Here is a 16,668-nt window from a genome sequence, read left to right on the forward strand (position 1 = left end):
TAAAATATCCGAGTAATTTAGTCAACTTATACCCCGTGGCCACCGCAGGCAAAAAAGCTGTAACAACTTTCGGTTTTTTCGGCAATTTTTTCATATTGCACTGCAAAAAATGTTTTGCCCTACCACTGTGAAAACAGGTACATTCGCTAAGCATTGCTTAAGCAAATTCTTTAAGGATGGATGTCAATTGAAGCGCGCTGTTTATGCAGGAAGTTTTGATCCGGTGACCAATGGCCATTTATGGATGATTCAGGAAGCGGTCGAATTATTTGATGAAGTCGTGATTGCGATTGGTGTGAACCCTGATAAATCTTGTACTTTCTCGATTGAAGAGCGGGCGGCAATGCTGCGAGAGACGACAACCCAATATGCAAATTTACGGGTTGAGGTGTTCGATAATCAGTTTCTTGTCAATTATGCACAATCGATTGGTGCCAACTACATTGTTCGTGGCATTCGTACTGCCTCTGATTATGAATACGAACGTGCCATGCGTTATGTGAATTCTGATCTCTATCCAAACATCACTACCGTATTCTTATTGCCACCGCGTGAGTATGCCGAGGTCTCTTCAACGATGGTCAAAGGTTTGGTTGGCCCGCGTGGTTGGGAAGATGTCATTCATCAATATGTGCCCGAGCCGGTGTATCAACGATTACGTCACTTTGCCGAAGCGAAAGGACAGCGCCGCGCATGAGTGTTTCTGTCGTTAAAGTCGTCGCTGGTGTGTTATTTGACAGTGCTGGCCGTTTTTTTCTGGCAAGCCGGCCTGAAGGCAAACCGTATGCCGGTTATTGGGAATTTCCCGGTGGCAAAATTGAAGCCGGCGAAACACCGCTGGCAGCATTGCAGCGCGAGTTACAAGAAGAACTCGGGATTCAGGTGCAACAATGCACACCGTGGATTCACAAACACTTTGTCTATGAACACGCCACTGTTGAGCTCAGTTTCTTTCGAGTGACAGCATGGACAGGGACTTTGCAGGCAAAAGAAGGTCAGTCATTTGCTTGGCATTTTCCTCATGAGGCCTTATCGGTGAGCCCTGTTTTGCCAGCCAATGGCCCTGTGTTGCGTGGGTTGAGTTTACCGCCGGTTCATGCGATTACCTGTGCGGCAGAATTTGGTGTCGCGCATTCGTTGGCTGCATTACAGCGTGGCTTACAGCAGCGGGCGGTGGGTATGGTGCAGATTCGTGAGCCCCAGATGCCTACTGCACAATTGGCTGATTTTGCCGCCGAGATTGTGGCGCGCTGTCGTCCAGCCGGTTGTTTAGTGGTGCTAAATGGTGAACCCGAGCTGGCGCAGACGTGGGGATTGGATGGCGTACATTTGAATCGGCATCGCCTCATGGCGTTACCCACTCGCCCAGAACTGAATTGGGTGGGCGCGTCAGTGCATAACGCGGCAGAACTGGCTGCTGCAACACGCCTTGGCTGTGACTATGTCCTGTTGGGGCCGGTCCAAGCGACACAGACTCATCCGAATCAACGGCCTTTGGGATGGACTGGATTTGCTGCATTGTCGCAACAAACGCGGATTCCACTGTATGCCTTGGGTGGTTTATCGCCATTAGAGCTGTCAGTGGCACAAAAATATGGCGCACAGGGCATTGCGATGATGCGTTATGGTTGGGGTGCTTGGTAGTGAAAGTCTTTAACGTACAACAATCGCCACGTAAATGGGCTTTGATTGCTGTGGCATTGTTATTGTTTGCCGCGCTAAAAGCTTGGATGGTGATGCATTTCTTACATGGAGAGCAACAAGCCACCGTGGTGACGGTTGCATGTGCTGATCCGGTGGCGGGGTGTCAAAGCGAGGGTTTATCGCTTCGTTTTGATCGTCCTCCGCTGCATACACAACGGTTTGTGGTGGACCTTGAACTTGAACAGAAGACGACCTCCCCACCGTCTGCATTATTCAGCATGGTGGGGATGGAGATGGTGCCGGTGCGTTATCACTTTGTGCAGAAGAATGCACAACATTGGTCTGCCGAGGTGATTTTGCCGGTTTGCGTGACTGGGCGGCAAGATTGGCTGATGTCGTTAGATGTCAATGGTCGCCGTTATCATCTACCATTTGAAGCCGGTTGGTTAGCCGGACAGCACTAGCGTAGGGCGAAGTCGGCCACCAACCCCACAAAGATCACCAACCCCACTTTGTTGTTATCTAAAAAGGCTTTGAAACAGGCCATCCGTTCACGGTGACGGATGGTTTGATACTGTTTCATCATCAACACCGCTGCCGCACATAAACTTGCGATAAACCACACGCCTAAGCCCTGTTGTGCTGCAATCGCAGCCATGATGCCAAGAAACATGACGTGGCAGACCATCACGGCGAAGACATCGTAATGACCAAAGGTAATTGCTGAGGTCTTAATCCCAATTTTTAGGTCGTCTGGCTTATCACACATTGCATATTCGGTGTCGTAGGCCAGTGTCCAAAACACATTGGCAATTAACAACTGCCACGCCAAGAGTGGGACTTCGTTATTCAACGCAGCAAACGCCATCGGAATACCAAAGCCGAAAGCAATACCTAAATAGGCCTGTGGCAAGGGGAAAAAGCGTTTGGTGAAAGGGTAACTGGCTGCCAAAACCACGGCTGGTATGCTCATGAGCCAGGTTAATTGATTCAGGGGTAATACCAATAAAAAAGCGATGGCAGCTAACCCTGCAGCCAATAACAGCGCTTCGCGTTCACTGACTGCACCGCGTGCAAATGGCCGGTGTTTGGTGCGTTCGACTGCGCCATCAAAGTGACGGTCGGCATAGTCGTTAATGACACAGCCTGCTGAGCGCATCAGAAACGTGCCTGCAATAAAAATCAGCACAATCCAGAGATTGGGCTGGCCAGCGCCTGCTAACCATAGCCCCCACAACGTGGGCCATAACAGCAAGAGGGTGCCAATTGGCTTATCAATACGGGCTAATTGGGCATAGACCACGAGTCGTTCACGAGCAAGCATAGCGATATTAACGAGAGCCAGTTGAGTTGGAGAGAGAAACCACCTGGGGTGTGGTTTTATTCAGCAAGGTGGGTAAGAACACTTCCTGCACTAATAGCTGCCCACCATGTCGTGCAGTGAATGCAGCACGTCGTGCCCACAGATGGTCGGGGCGAGGGAGTGATAATAGGCAGGGTGTCTCGTTTAACGACACAAGGAAGGGCAGCGCCGCATGAAAGAGAGGGTCGCCAAGCTGTAGGCGGCGAAAGCTCAGGGGACTGCGATTAAATGGCGCTTGCTCGGCAAATAAGGTAAAGCCAAGTGAACGCCCGCCACGATCGAGGGTTTTACACCATTCACGATCACTGCTATCGCAGACACTGGCAGCATAGACAACGGTTTCGCCATCTAAGCGTAAGCACACTTGGCGGCACAACACCTGCTCCACCCCTGACCCTAACAGGGCGGCTTCATCATGTGTCGGTGGCCGGTGATTTAGGCCAATCAAGCGAACACTGAAAGGGTAGTGTGTGGCTAACAGTCGATTGGTTAGAGAATCGGGTGTCAGCAACCAATCTTCCAGTATCGGGTTTAGGTCTGGTGGCAACATGGGTTGCCAAGCATCGAAAGCAATCATGCTACACATTATGCCAAAGAACGCTGCGAAGGCAGCAGCTTTTGCAGGAAATAGCAGGCTAAAAACAAAAAACCCGCACAGATAATCTGTCGGGCTGATGAGATGCTGGCGGAGAGAGGGGGATTCGAACCCCCGTCAGGGTATTACCCTGAACACGCTTTCCAGGCGTGCGACTTAAACCACTCATCCATCTCTCCGCTGAGATGAAGACGCGCATTATAGGGAAGGCAGTTGCCTTTGGCAAGTGCTAATTGCGACACGGCCGGCGCATCTAAAGGTAAAATGATTTTTTCCGTTCACGATAGAAATGTGCCATGCGTATTGCTCTTGCTCAGTTTAACCCAGTTGTGGGAGATATCGCGGGGAATACCGCCCGAATTCAAGAACTTGCCCTTGCTGCGCGTGAGCAAGGCGCTGATCTGTTGCTGACGCCGGAGTTGGCACTGACGGGTTATCCACCAGAAGATTTATTGCTGCGTCCGGCTTTTTATCAGGCTGTACGTCAAGGCTTAGATACCTTACTGGAAATAGATGGCATCACCTTGGTAATTGGTCATCCGGTGCAGTTTGGTGAAGAGCGTTTTAATGCTGCTACCGTTTTTCGGGATGGTCATCAACTTGGGCAATATCACAAGATGCGCTTACCGAATGAATCGGTTTTCGATGAGGTTCGCTACTTTACGCCTGGGATTGCGCCGTTAGTATTTGAATGTGCGGGTAAACAAGTGGGTTTGCTGATTTGTGAAGATGTCTGGTCTAGTGAACCGGCGGCAGAAGTCGCCGATGCTGGCGCAGAAATTTTATTGGTCCTCAATGCTTCTCCTTTCCACCGCAATAAACTGGCTATCCGTCAACAGCAAGTCCAGTGGCGCTGTGAAGAAACCGGTTTGCCGGTGGTGTATCTGAACGCCGTCGGGGGGCAGGATGAATTGGTGTTTGATGGGGCTTCGTTTGCTTGTAATGCTGAAGGTGAGACCGTCGCGCAATTACCGGCTTTTGCTGAAGCCTTGACCGTCATCGATTTCCCTTCAGCCATACCACAGACCGCATCGATAACGGCACAGCCGGATGAATTGGCCAGTGTGTATCAGGCGTTGGTGTTGGCCGTGCGTGACTACATCAGAAAAAATGGTTTCCCTGGGGTGTTGTTGGGCCTGTCTGGCGGGATTGATTCTGCGCTGACACTGGCAATTGCAGTGGATGCACTGGGGGCGGATGCTGTCCATGCGGTGATGATGCCCAGTCGTTACACCGCAGATATCAGCTTGGTGGATTCTCGCGATATGGTGCAGCGTTTAGGGGTGAAATACGATGAAATCGATATTTGGCCGATGTACGAAGATTTTCAACACGCTTTGCACCCACTCATCGGTCATTTGCCTGTCGATACAACCGAGGAAAATCTACAATCGCGCATTCGCGGTACATTATTGATGGCGTTGTCGAATAAAACCGGCAAATTAGTATTGACCACGGGCAATAAATCAGAAATGACCACCGGTTATGCCACTTTGTATGGTGATATGGCGGGTGGTTTTGCCGTGTTAAAAGACGTGGCAAAAACACTGGTTTATGCCTTGTCAGCATGGCGTAACCAACAAGATGAGGTGATTCCTCGCCGTATTATCGAACGTCCACCGAGTGCTGAATTACGGCCCGATCAATGCGACCAAGACAGTTTGCCCGACTATGCGGTGCTGGATGCAATTTTGGAGGCCTACGTTGAGCAAAATCGCTCAGTGCAAGAGATTATTGCCATGGGCTATGCGGTGGAAGCGGTTGAGAAAGTCACTCGCCTCCTCAAAATCAATGAGTACAAACGCCGTCAGGCCCCTGTGGGGCCACGGATCACACACCGTGCATTTGGTCGTGATTGGCGCTATCCCATTACTCAACGTTTCCGTTGAGATTTTTTTAGGAAGGTTTGGTGGCAAACCATGTTTGCTTTAGTGAGAAAAAATCGCCGTTGGCCTGCCTTGTTGGCGCTGGTATCGTTATTGGCGACACCCGTGGCGGCGGCTGATGGCGTGGCAGAACTCAAACGTTTTATCAACGAAACGCAGTCATTAAAAGCAGATTTTCAACAAGAAGTCAGTGGACGAAGCCAAAAGCCAGAGCAGGCGCGTGGCTCGTTGCAACTGTCTCGCCCTGGCAAGTTTCGGTGGATTTACCAAAAACCGTATGAGCAATGGATTATCGGTGATGGTAAGCGGCTATGGGTGTATGACCGCGAATTGGCGCAGGTGACTTCGCGTCAATTAGATGATGCGTTAGGTTCGAGCCCAGCGGCTTTATTGGCAGGAAAAAATGAAATCGAACGTGACTACCAACTCCGCAATCTAGGACGAGCTGACGGTTTAGAATGGCTCGAGGCGGTTCCTAAAACAGCAGAATCAGGATTTCGTCACTTTCGGATGGGATTTCGGGCAGGTAACTTAATCTCGATGGTGCTGACCGATAATTTTGGTCAAACCACCAGTTTAAGTTTCAGTAATATCAAGAAAAACCCCGCTATTGAAGCGGGGGAGTTTCTGTTTACACCACCGAAAGGTGTGGATGTGATTCAGCAATAAATCATTTAAGATTCATAGATATAGGTATCACGTCCGCCTTTTTTCGCTAAATACATGCGGTGGTCAGCAAGTTCGACCAGCGCATGCACTTCTTTACTGTCATCCAACTCACGCTCGGCAATCCCGATACTGGCTGTGATGGGGCTGCCATCTGGGCGTAGGCCAAAACCCCGTTCACGCAGACGCTTCACCAAGTGTAATGCACCTTCGATGGGGGTATCGGGTGCCAGAATTAAAAACTCCTCACCACCCCAGCGAATCAGCATATCTTCGGTTCGTATGGCTTCGCGTAGTCGAGTGGCTGCTTGGCGTAATACCAAGTCGCCGGCCTCATGGCCATATTGGTCGTTTACCGATTTGAAATGATCAAGATCAATAAACACCAAAGACATAGGCCGTTGGTGCCGCATCGAAATATGAAAATGAATGGTGAGTAATTCTTCGCCACTGGCGCGGTTGAAGCATTGGGTCAGTGGGTCATGCGACGCTTGGCGGTTTAATTGTCGCATTAAATGCAGTTGGCTCATCCCAGCCAGTGTTGCCACACCAGAGATCAATGCCAACAGCCACGAGGTGGCCAAACGGTCGCCACTATTGTTCATCAAAGTGCCAAGATCAAACACAATAAATAGCACTTGGGCGATGAGAGCCGGTGCGGCGAATAAAATGCCTTCCAAAAAAGTCAGAGGAAAGATACTCAGCCCTGCCAGCATCACAAATGGCAAAAATGTATAACCGACAATCGCGGGGTTGTTGGACATCTCGACAACCCAATAACCGCTTAACGTGAGGTTTGAACTCAAGAAAAAGAGCGAGGGAATACAGAATAACAAGGCCAGAGCCCGATAGGCGTCTTGAATCTGGGAAGAGTGGGGATAGGCTTTGACTAAAATCCAAAAGGCAATGCTAACGGCCACCCGTTGAATGCTAATCCAGCCCCACAAAGGCCAAGGCAAAAAGAAAGCATCGACCACCACCCACAGTGGCGTCAGAATGGCGAATAGCATCGCCACTAAACGTACCCGCGAAATCATCATCTCGCTGCGGCGGCGGGCGAGTAAGGAAGAATGCGTGGCAGGCGTCAGCAGACAATGAAAGTCATGTTGACTGATACTGTCGCCATAGATACGCCGAAACCATTTCGTTACATGACAAAACATGAGCATGCCACTTTTGAAAAAGAGGAAGCAGTTGTTGTAACTGCTGAGAAGCTATGCTGCAGTGTACACCGAGACGTCAAGTCGGACAGGGCGAGATAAGATATTTTTATGTTACAACTAAGCATGCTTTCTCCTCATGTCTTTTTTATGTATAGGGTTTTGCAAAACCCTGAAAATATCATGACATTTGCTTTCTACATCAGGATGAAAACTATAGCCAAGCTAAAAAGCGAATGAAAGAATTTATTTGATCACAATTAGACTTAACGCAAAGATTGGCAAGATTGTGTGCGAGATATTAGCAGAGTTTTAAAGCGTCTTTTTGCGAAAAAGCCAGTTTTCACTGGCTTTTTCGTTTCTATCCGTGATTAGCTGGATGTGGTTTCTGCTTTTTGTCGTAAGCGCAAATTCAGCTCTTTCAACTGTTTTTCATCGACCGCATTTGGCGCTTGTGTCAACAAACATTGTGCACGTTGTGTTTTCGGGAAAGCGATCACATCACGGATCGATTCCGCACCGCACATCAATGTCACCAAACGATCTAAGCCGAATGCCAAACCACCATGTGGCGGCGCACCAAATTTCAGGTTATCCAGCAAGAAGCCAAACTTATTCTGCTGTTCTTCTGCGGTGATTTTTAATGCGTTAAACACTTTTTCTTGCACATCGGCACGGTGAATACGCACAGAACCGCCACCAATTTCCCAACCATTCAACACCATATCATAAGCGCGTGCCAAACATGCGCCAGGGTCGGTTTCCATCAAATCTTCATGGCCAGGTTTTGGACTGGTGAAGGGGTGATGACATGCGGTCCAGCGATCATCTTCCTCGTCATGTTCAAACATCGGGAAATCAACCACCCACAATGGCCGCCATGCTTTGACAAAGTAACCGCCGGCTTCGCCACGTTCATGACCAATTTTAATACGCAAGGCACCAATGGCTTCATTCACCACTTTGGCTTTATCTGCACCAAAGAAGACGATGTCACCGTTTTGTGCGCCGGTGCGGTTGATGATTTCGGTCAGGGCAGCGACAGACAAGAATTTGACGATGGGTGACTGTAAGCCACTGTTTTCATCGTTGCTGATTTTGCTGACATCGTTGACCTTGATGTAAGCCAGCCCTTTGGCGCCATAGATAGCAACGAATTGGGTGTAATCATCGATGTCTTTACGCGACAGGCTTGAGCCACCTGGGACGCGCAAGGCCACGACACGGCCATTTGGCATGTCGGCTGCACCACGGAAGACTTTAAATTCTTCCGTTTTCATCACATCAGTCAATTCCGTGAACTGCAACGAGACCCGTAAATCAGGTTTATCCGAGCCGTAGTAATACATGGCATCGTTGTAAGTCATGCGTGGGAATTCACCTAAATCAACATTCAGCACATCTTGGAAAATATGGCGCGCCATCCCTTCGGTGATGTCCATGATTTCATCCTCGTTGAGGAACGAGGTTTCCAAATCGATTTGGGTGAATTCAGGTTGACGATCAGCACGCAAATCTTCGTCACGGAAACATTTAGTGATTTGATAATAACGGTCGAAACCTGCCACCATCAGCAATTGTTTAAACAGCTGTGGCGATTGTGGCAAGGCGAAGAATTCGCCCGGATGCACACGCGAGGGCACCAGATAATCGCGAGCGCCTTCTGGGGTCGAGCGTGTCAACATTGGGGTTTCAACGTCGATAAAGCCTTGTTTATCTAAATAGTTCCGCACGCCCATTGCCACACGATAACGCAGACGCAGATTACGTTGCATGGCGGGACGGCGCAAATCAATCACGCGGTTGGTTAAACGTACGTTTTCTGACAGATTTTCTTCATCAATTTGGAACGGTGGCGTGGTGGCACTGTTCAGAATTTCGATTTGTTTTGCCAGAATTTCGATTTCGCCCGAAACCAAATTGCTGTTAGTGGTGCCTTCTGGACGGCGGCGTACCAAGCCAGTGATGGCCAACACAAACTCGTTGCGGCAGCTATCAGCCGTGCTAAATGCTTCAGGGGTATCAGGGTCAATCACCACCTGTACCAGACCTTCGCGGTCGCGCAAGTCGATAAAAATCACACCGCCATGATCGCGGCGACGGTGCACCCAGCCTTTGATGGTAACCATTTGGTCGAGATAGCGGGTGTCGATGAGTCCACAGTAATCGGTACGCATTGCAAGAACTTTCGTTTTCGAATTCGTTGTTATAAAGATGAAAAACACAAAGGGCGCTAGTTTAGCGCACCGCCTTGTGACTTGGGGCAACTACACCCATAGAAATAATGTATTTCAGCGCATCATCAACCGACATATCCAGTTCGCGTGTCGCAGATTTTTTCACCATGATGAAATAACCCGAGGTGGGGTTCGGTGTCGTCGGGACATAAACACTGACATACTCTTCTTCACCGAGATGTGCGGCGACGTTGCCGCTTGGCGTGCCGGTCAGAAAAGCAATCGTCCATGCTTCTTGATGGGGAAATTGCACCAATAAAGCTTTGCGGAACGATTGCCCCGAGCCAGATAACAAGGTGTCTGACACTTGCTTCACACTCGAATAAATCGATTTCACCACTGGGATACGCACCATCAGGGCTTCCCACATCCGCACAATGCGCTGCCCTAAAATATTCGCGGCAAACATGCCGGTGAATAGCATCACCAACAAAGCCCCAAGCAGCCCTAAGCCAGGAATATGAAAACCGAACAAATGCTCGGGTTGCCAGCTACCTGGTAACCATTGCAGGGTTTGATCCATGGTGCTGACGATAAGATTCAACACCCAAAGTGTGACTGCCAGGGGGAGCCACAGCAAAAAACCAGTAACGATATAGCCTTTTAAAGTCAATTTGGCTTGTTTCACAGTGATCTCTCTGTGTTCAGGGTAATAAAAGGAAGCAGACAGATGGGGGGCGATTGATATAAAGCAAATCGCGTAGACTTGTCACAATTTTGACACAGCGCAACAAAATTGGCTTAATGTTTTGCGTGTTTACTCAGGACGTTGCACAGTTCAAAGTCGCTTGTCTTTTTGCAGTGCAACAACTACAGTGGTTTTAACAAGCGTTGTTAAGTATAACGCAAGCCACTGCCGATAGGCTGGATGCCAAATTGTGTGCGGTGCGCGTTCTCCTGTTGCAGACAGAAAGATGTACCAACTGTCATCATTAGGCAACAACTTTATGGCATAAAGACCCTGCTGTTCATAAGGTTGTAGAAAAACCACACAGTATCACGCCCTTAAATTTTGAATTGTTACTGACTCACTACGGAGCTTTATCTATGGAAAGCATTAAAGACATTGTTGCAGGCAAAAAAGGTTTAATCGTTGGTATCGCAAACGACAATTCGATTGCGTATGGCTGCGCAACAGTGTTGAAAAATTTGGGCGCTGAATTTGCCGTGACGTACTTGAACGAGAAAGCCGAACGCTTTGTACGTCCTTTGGCCGAAGAATTGGGTAGCCCGATCATCGCTCAAATGGATGTGCAAAACCCGGGTGAACTGGAAGCTGTCTTCAAACAAATTGAACAACAATGGGGCAAGCTGGATTTTGTGATTCACTCCATCGCTTTCTGCCCAATGGATGATTTGCATGGCCGTGTTACCGATTGTTCTGAAAACGGGTTCTTACAAGCGATGCGTGTGTCTTGCTACTCGTTGATCGAAATGGCGCGTTTGGCTGAGCCTTTGATGAAAGACGGCGGTTCGATTGTCACCATGAGCTACTACGGTGCTGACAAAGTGGTGGAAAACTACAATGTGATGGGCCCAGTGAAAGCAGCGTTGGAATCCACCGTGCGTTATCTGGCTGCAGAATTGGGTCAGAAAAAAATCCGCGTGCATGCCGTTTCCCCAGGTCCATTGAAAACCCGTGCTGCTTCGGGGATCGCGCACTTTGACAAACTGATTGAAGAAGCGATTGCTCGGACGCCAGAACATCGTTTAGTTGATATCGAAGATGTTGGCATGACCACTGCTTTCCTGATTTCGGATGCTTCGCGTGCGATGACCGGTGAAGTGACGTATGTGGATGGTGGTTTCCACATGATGGCATAAGCCATTTGCCCCTGTTGTAGCAGTGTGTGGAGAGGCAAGCCGATTGCCTCTCCCATTGAAATTCTTTATTTCTGAGTAATAACAGCGAGAACGACCATGACCCGCGACGAACGTGCCTTTGATGACATCATCCAAGCTGCCTTGCAATATCCCCCAATCAAAATGGCAGTGGCGCATCCCTGCAGCCCAGAATCTCTATTAGGTGCCGTGGAGTCTTTTGAGGCGGGCTTGATCGAGCCAATTTTGGTTGCACCGAAAGCCAAGCTGGAATCGCTGGCCAATGAACTTGATATCGATTTGTCCCGCTTCCGCATTGTGGATGTGCCACATAGCCATGCTGCAGCAGAAGAGGCGGTGAAATTGGTGCGGATGGGTGAAGCACATTCCTTGATGAAAGGCAGCTTACACACCGACGAATTTATGACCGAAGTGTTGAACCGTAACACCGGTGTGCGCACCGACCGTCGTATTAGCCATATTTTTGTGATGAAGGTTGAGAGCTATCCTCGTTACCTGTTTATCACCGATGCTGCGATCAATATTGCCCCCGACTTAATCACCAAAATGCACATCACGCAAAACGCCATTGATTTGTGCCATGCTTTAGGGATTGAGAAACCGAAGGTGGCTATTTTGGCGGCAGTTGAAACCGTGAGCCCAAGTATGCCCTCCACGCTAGATGCGGCTGCGCTGTGCAAAATGGCCGACCGTAAACAGATCACCGGCGCGATTTTGGATGGCCCACTGGCGTTTGATAATGCGATTTCCCATGCTGCCGCCGACACCAAGGGGATTGACTCCCCTGTGGCTGGCGATCCCGATATTCTGTTGGTCCCTGATTTAGAAGCCGGCAATATGTTGGCAAAACAGCTTAACTACTTGGCTGCGGCGGCTTCCGCTGGTGTGGTGATGGGCGCGAAAGTACCTATCGTGTTGACCAGCCGTTCTGAAGATGCCCAAGCGCGTTTGGCTTCTGCTGCGGTGGCGGCCTTGGTGGCACACCGTCGTGTTTTGAAAACGGATAATGCCTAATGACTGCGCCCTTGCTTGCTCTTAATGTGGGTTCATCCACATTAAAATTTACCCTATTTGATGTTGAACATGCCCATGAGCCACGCATTCGCTTGAATGGTATGTTGGATGGTATTGGCAAAGCGAGTGCGCGTTTCTTAGCTCGCGAAGTCTGTGGCAAGGTGCTATTTGATGAATTGCTCAGTGGTTGTACCCATAGCCAAGCCATCGAACGGGTGTTGCAGCTGACCGACCAAACCGCAGAGCGTCCCTGTGCCATCGTGCATCGCGTGGTGCATGGTGGGGCTTACTTCTCGGCGGCAACGGTGGTGGATGATGAAGTGATGGCAAAACTGGCCAGCCTGATTCCGCTGGCGCCATTGCATCAACCTGGCAGCTTGGCTGGCATTGATGCCGCACGGCAGGCCGCACCGGATGTGCCGCAGATTGCTTGTTTTGATACCGCATTTCACACCACACAAGATGAACTTGCTACCCGTTTTGGTATTGCCAATCGGTGGCATGAAGAAGGCGTGCGCCGTTATAGCTTTCATGGTTTGTCGTATGCTGCGATTGCACGCCGATTGCCGATGATCTTGGGCGAGGAAGAAGCCGCGAAGCGGGTAATTGTGTTGCATCTTGGCAGTGGTTCGAGTGCGTGCGCTATGCATAATGGCCGTAGCATTGCCAACAGCACAGGCATGAGTGCGTGTGAAGGTTTGATGATGGGCACTCGCCCGGGGAATCTCGATCCAGAAGTGGTGATCTATTGGATGGAGCGGGCTGGAATGGATATCGCCGGTGTACGCGAAGAGCTATACAAACGCTCGGGGTTGTTAGGCGTATCGGGCGAATCGTCTGATATGCGCGAACTGTTGGCAAGCAACAGTCCTCGGGCGAAGTTAGCCATTGCCCTGTTTTGCTATCGGGCGGCGCGTGAAGTCGGTGCCCTTGCCGTTCAACTGGGTGGGGTCGATCACATTGTCTTTACCGCTGGTATTGGTGAGCGTTGTTCGCCGGTTCGCGCTTTGGTATTAGATCATCTGGCTTGGTTAGGTTTTGAGATTGACCATGATGCCAATGCCGATCAAGCGACTTGTATCACTTTGCCAAATAGCCAGCGTCATGCGTGGGTGATTCCAACAGATGAAGAAGGACAAATGGCGCGTGAAGCATTGGCTTTGTTGCCAGCCTAAACATAGCTTTGTTGTTGCCACGTCGAGCCTCCCAGTGATGGGGGGCTTTTTTAATGGTTAAGAATGTCCGCTAATACCCGTAGCATGGCAGCAGTGGCACCCCAAACATAATGTTGTTGATAACGGAGGGACAGGTAAAACCCCTCTTGGTTATCACGCCAATAGCGTTCTTTGATGTAGTTATCGGGATTCAAAGCCAATTCCAGTGGCAATTCGAACACCTCGGCGACTTCATCTGGTGCCGGTGCCAATGAAAAAGGTGGCAAGACAAGGCCAACCACTGGTTCGACTCGATAGCCAGTGATGGTGATGTAATGGGGCAATCGTCCAAGTAACTGGATGTGTTCGGCTCGCAGGCCGACTTCTTCTTCTGCTTCACGCAAAGCGGCTTGTTCGGCGGTAGGGTCTTCGGGGTCAATTTTTCCCCCCGGGAAACTGACTTGACCGCTGTGTTGGCGCAATTTTTCGGTGCGCCGTGTCAATAAAATCGAGGGCGTTGGCTGGCGCCAGACAATCGGGACTAAAACGGCTGCTGGTTTTGTGGCGATGCGGTCGGTCAGTTGTGGTACGTCGCCAGACAGTGGACGGGTTTCTGCAAGATACAGTTTATCTTGCAACCAAGAAGCAGCTTGGTCGGGGGAGGCAGGAAGCCACATTTAATCGTTATCCTGAGCTAATTTAGGCAATTCTAGTTCGCGCCAATGGGCAAACAATCGCAACACTAGTCCAATAGCAAACACGAGGTGCAAACTCAGCGTTGTGAGCCAGCTTTGTTGTTCCAATAGATAGATGCTTAACGCAATCAAAATAGCTACGGTGCCATAAAAATCTTTATGCAGGATAAACGGGACCTCATTGACCATCATATCGCGCACCATCCCACCGCCAACGGCGGTAATAAAACCCAACATGGCGACACCAAAGCCATTGAGTTCGTATTGTAGCCCCACCTGCGCACCTGCAATGCTGAAGGCGACCAGCCCCAGCGAGTCGGCCACAATAAAAGTCCGCAACAAAAACTGGCTTTCGCGTTTTTGTAAGCGTAGCAAAGACACGGTTACCAAGGTAGCCGCAATCACCCACAGGGCATCGGTATACAGAAAGACTTGTGGGATACGTTGTATTAAAACATCTCGAATCATGCCGCCGCCGATTGCGGTCAGCAGTGCTAAAATAATAATGCCTAAGACATCGCAATGTTTCCGCACCCCAACAAGGTAACCACTGACCGTAAAGGCTACTGTCCCAATAATGGCAATCCAATCCATCAGTTTTGCTTTCTAAAATGCAATAACGCCGGCAATTACCGGCGTTATTGGTTGTCGGATGAAGAAAGACCGATCAGCGACGCATGGAGTCAAAGAATTGCTGATTGGTTTTCGTACCCTTGATTTTGTCGAGTAAGAATTCCATCGCTTCTAAATCATCCATTGGGTAGAGCAATTTACGCAAGACCCAGATTTTCTGTAATTGATCCTGTCCAACCAATAATTCTTCGCGGCGGGTACCAGAACGATTGACGTTGATCGCAGGATAAATCCGTTTTTCAGCCATCCGGCGATCAAGGTGAATTTCCATATTACCGGTGCCTTTGAATTCCTCATAGATAACATCATCCATGCGGCTGCCGGTATCAATCAACGCAGTAGCGATGATGGTCAACGAACCACCCTCTTCGATATTACGTGCTGCGCCAAAGAATCGTTTTGGCCGTTGTAAGGCGTTGGCATCGACACCACCGGTTAAAACCTTGCCTGAACTTGGGATCACGGTGTTGTAAGCGCGGGCAAGACGGGTGATGGAGTCGAGCAAAATCACCACATCTTTTTTATGTTCAACCAGCCGCTTGGCTTTTTCGATTACCATTTCGGCGACTTGGACATGGCGAGTGGCGGGTTCATCAAACGTGGAAGCAACCACTTCGCCTTTCACCGTCCGCGTCATCTCGGTGACTTCTTCTGGTCGTTCATCAATCAACAACACAATCAGAGAGACATCCGGATGATTAGACGTAATCGCATGGGCGATGTGCTGCAACATCACGGTTTTACCCGACTTGGGCGGTGCAACTAATAGACCACGTTGGCCCTTACCAATTGGAGACACCAAATCAATGACGCGGCCAGTGATGTTTTCTTCGGAACGAATATCACGTTCTAATGTGAGGCGCGATGTTGGGTGAAGAGGGGTAAGGTTTTCAAACAGGATTTTATTTTTGGCCTGCTCTGGCGGCCCACCGTTGATGCGATCGACTTTAACTAATGCAAAGTAGCGTTCGCCATCTTTTGGTGTCCTAATTTCCCCTTCGATTGTGTCGCCAGTGTGCAGATTAAAACGTCTGATTTGACTGGGGCTGACATAAATATCATCAGGGCCAGCCAAATACGACATATCTGGCGAGCGCAGGAAACCAAAGCCATCGGGCAGCACTTCTAGCGTACCATCGCCATAAATGCTTTCTCCCCTCTTTGCTTGGTTTTTGAGCAGGGCAAAAATGAGGTCTTGTTTGCGTAAACGGTTTGCGCCATCAATTTCGTTGGCGATTGCGGTGTCAACCAACTGGCTGACGTGCATTTTTTTTAAATCAGATAAGTGCATAGGCGGATGTTGAGACTTTATAGACTCATCGTAAGAAGAACTCACGGTTTGGCGAGGGGATCGGCGAGGGCGGCGGGGATTCAAAGCAGGAAAGCGGGCGATTTTGCATCGCCCGACACAGAAAAAAGTGGATTCAAGGATAGTCGGAATTAGATATTGCTGTCAATAAAGGCGGTCAATTGGCTTTTTGCCAAGGCGCCCACTTTAGTGGCTTTGACCTGACCATCTTTGAAAATCATCAGTGTGGGAATACCACGGATACCGTATTTTGGTGGCGTACCCTCATTTTCATCAATATTCAATTTTGCCACAGTCAGTTTGCCTTGATATTCTTTTGCAACTTCATCAAGAATTGGGGCAATCATTTTGCATGGGCCACACCATTCGGCCCAATAATCGACCAATACAGGACCGCTGGCTTTCAGCACATCTTGTTCAAAAGAGCCGTCGGTGACGTGAAGGATCAGATCGCTACTCATCATAATCTC

Annotated in this window: 17 protein-coding genes and 1 tRNA gene; 8 read left to right on the plus strand and 10 right to left on the minus strand. The window is 49.5% G+C overall.

What is annotated here, in order from left to right; genetic code table 11:
* Positions 1-187 precede the first annotated feature (187 nt).
* From coaD to ACYVJG_RS01100, 3 genes are read left to right on the plus strand one after another with little or no spacing between them, the layout of a single operon-like run.
* Positions 188-697 carry a pantetheine-phosphate adenylyltransferase gene (gene coaD / locus ACYVJG_RS01090; RefSeq protein ID WP_022652947.1) on the plus strand — a complete coding sequence of 170 codons (510 nt, stop codon included), beginning with the start codon at positions 188-190 and terminating at the stop codon, positions 695-697.
* On the plus strand, positions 694-1,644 hold the full coding sequence (locus ACYVJG_RS01095) for a Nudix family hydrolase (RefSeq protein WP_460429377.1): 951 nt from the start codon (positions 694-696) through the stop codon (positions 1,642-1,644). The genes coaD and ACYVJG_RS01095 overlap by 4 nt, the downstream gene beginning before the upstream one ends.
* On the plus strand, positions 1,644-2,108 hold the full coding sequence (locus ACYVJG_RS01100) for a hypothetical protein (RefSeq protein ID WP_460429378.1): 465 nt from the start codon (positions 1,644-1,646) through the stop codon (positions 2,106-2,108). Before ACYVJG_RS01095 ends, ACYVJG_RS01100 begins: the two co-directional genes overlap by 1 nt.
* On the opposite strand, the gene ubiA is transcribed toward ACYVJG_RS01100, so the two are convergent.
* The 3 genes from ubiA to ACYVJG_RS01115 all read right to left on the minus strand — a co-directional run bounded on the left by ubiA (position 2,105) and on the right by ACYVJG_RS01115 (position 3,781).
* Positions 2,105-2,968 (minus strand): 4-hydroxybenzoate octaprenyltransferase, encoded by an 864-nt coding sequence (ubiA, locus tag ACYVJG_RS01105; RefSeq protein ID WP_460429379.1) that lies wholly within the window; start codon positions 2,966-2,968, stop codon positions 2,105-2,107. The genes ACYVJG_RS01100 and ubiA overlap by 4 nt on opposite strands.
* A 7-nt stretch (positions 2,969-2,975) precedes the next feature.
* The gene (locus tag ACYVJG_RS01110; protein WP_460429380.1) at positions 2,976-3,584 is read right to left on the minus strand and encodes a chorismate--pyruvate lyase family protein; all 609 of its coding nucleotides are present in this window, start codon (positions 3,582-3,584) and stop codon (positions 2,976-2,978) included.
* A 106-nt stretch (positions 3,585-3,690) separates the two neighbouring features.
* Positions 3,691-3,781: transfer RNA gene (locus ACYVJG_RS01115), tRNA-Ser, on the minus strand.
* Positions 3,782-3,898: 117 nt separating this feature from the next.
* Between ACYVJG_RS01115 and ACYVJG_RS01120 the strand changes: the two genes are divergently transcribed.
* Together ACYVJG_RS01120 and lolA are read left to right on the plus strand one after the other, a co-directional pair.
* Entirely contained in the window at positions 3,899-5,491 is a 1,593-nt protein-coding gene (locus ACYVJG_RS01120; protein ID WP_460429381.1) for an NAD+ synthase, read from the plus strand.
* 30 nt (positions 5,492-5,521) lie between these two features.
* Positions 5,522-6,157 carry an outer membrane lipoprotein chaperone LolA gene (gene lolA / locus ACYVJG_RS01125; RefSeq protein ID WP_460429382.1) on the plus strand — a complete coding sequence of 212 codons (636 nt, stop codon included), beginning with the start codon at positions 5,522-5,524 and terminating at the stop codon, positions 6,155-6,157.
* Between the two features lie 5 nt (positions 6,158-6,162).
* On the opposite strand, the gene ACYVJG_RS01130 is transcribed toward lolA, so the two are convergent.
* From ACYVJG_RS01130 to ACYVJG_RS01140, 3 genes are all read right to left on the minus strand, one after another.
* Positions 6,163-7,317, minus strand: a complete 1,155-nt coding sequence (locus ACYVJG_RS01130) for a GGDEF domain-containing protein (RefSeq protein WP_460429383.1) — start codon at positions 7,315-7,317, stop codon at positions 6,163-6,165.
* Between the two features lie 368 nt (positions 7,318-7,685).
* A complete protein-coding gene (aspS, locus tag ACYVJG_RS01135) occupies positions 7,686-9,491 on the minus strand; it encodes an aspartate--tRNA ligase (RefSeq protein WP_460429384.1) in 1,806 nt (601 codons plus the stop codon).
* A 61-nt stretch (positions 9,492-9,552) separates the two neighbouring features.
* Positions 9,553-10,179: a DUF502 domain-containing protein gene (locus tag ACYVJG_RS01140; protein WP_460429385.1), complete on the minus strand. Its 627-nt coding sequence runs from the start codon at positions 10,177-10,179 to the stop codon at positions 9,553-9,555.
* Between the two features lie 419 nt (positions 10,180-10,598).
* Here ACYVJG_RS01140 and fabI point away from each other — a divergent pair, with 419 nt between their 5' ends.
* From fabI to ACYVJG_RS01155, 3 genes are all read left to right on the plus strand, one after another.
* The gene (fabI, locus tag ACYVJG_RS01145) at positions 10,599-11,375 is read left to right on the plus strand and encodes an enoyl-ACP reductase FabI (protein ID WP_460429386.1); all 777 of its coding nucleotides are present in this window, start codon (positions 10,599-10,601) and stop codon (positions 11,373-11,375) included.
* 96 nt (positions 11,376-11,471) lie between these two features.
* The gene (locus ACYVJG_RS01150) at positions 11,472-12,407 is read left to right on the plus strand and encodes a bifunctional enoyl-CoA hydratase/phosphate acetyltransferase (protein WP_022654204.1); all 936 of its coding nucleotides are present in this window, start codon (positions 11,472-11,474) and stop codon (positions 12,405-12,407) included.
* Complete coding sequence (locus tag ACYVJG_RS01155; protein WP_022654203.1) at positions 12,407-13,582, plus strand: acetate/propionate family kinase; 1,176 nt, start codon at positions 12,407-12,409, stop codon at positions 13,580-13,582. The genes ACYVJG_RS01150 and ACYVJG_RS01155 overlap by 1 nt, the downstream gene beginning before the upstream one ends.
* A 50-nt stretch (positions 13,583-13,632) precedes the next feature.
* Here the strand turns inward: ACYVJG_RS01155 and ACYVJG_RS01160 are convergent, their stop codons facing one another.
* From ACYVJG_RS01160 to trxA, 4 genes are all read right to left on the minus strand, one after another.
* Positions 13,633-14,238 carry a CoA pyrophosphatase gene (locus ACYVJG_RS01160; protein ID WP_460429387.1) on the minus strand — a complete coding sequence of 202 codons (606 nt, stop codon included), beginning with the start codon at positions 14,236-14,238 and terminating at the stop codon, positions 13,633-13,635.
* The gene (locus tag ACYVJG_RS01165; protein WP_460429388.1) at positions 14,239-14,850 is read right to left on the minus strand and encodes a trimeric intracellular cation channel family protein; all 612 of its coding nucleotides are present in this window, start codon (positions 14,848-14,850) and stop codon (positions 14,239-14,241) included.
* A 73-nt stretch (positions 14,851-14,923) separates the two neighbouring features.
* Positions 14,924-16,180 (minus strand): transcription termination factor Rho, encoded by a 1,257-nt coding sequence (gene rho / locus ACYVJG_RS01170; RefSeq protein WP_022654201.1) that lies wholly within the window; start codon positions 16,178-16,180, stop codon positions 14,924-14,926.
* 149 nt (positions 16,181-16,329) lie between these two features.
* On the minus strand, positions 16,330-16,659 hold the full coding sequence (trxA, locus tag ACYVJG_RS01175; RefSeq protein WP_022654200.1) for a thioredoxin TrxA: 330 nt from the start codon (positions 16,657-16,659) through the stop codon (positions 16,330-16,332).
* Positions 16,660-16,668: the final 9 nt, after the last annotated feature.

The sequence above is a fragment of the Aquaspirillum soli genome (assembly GCF_054781915.1).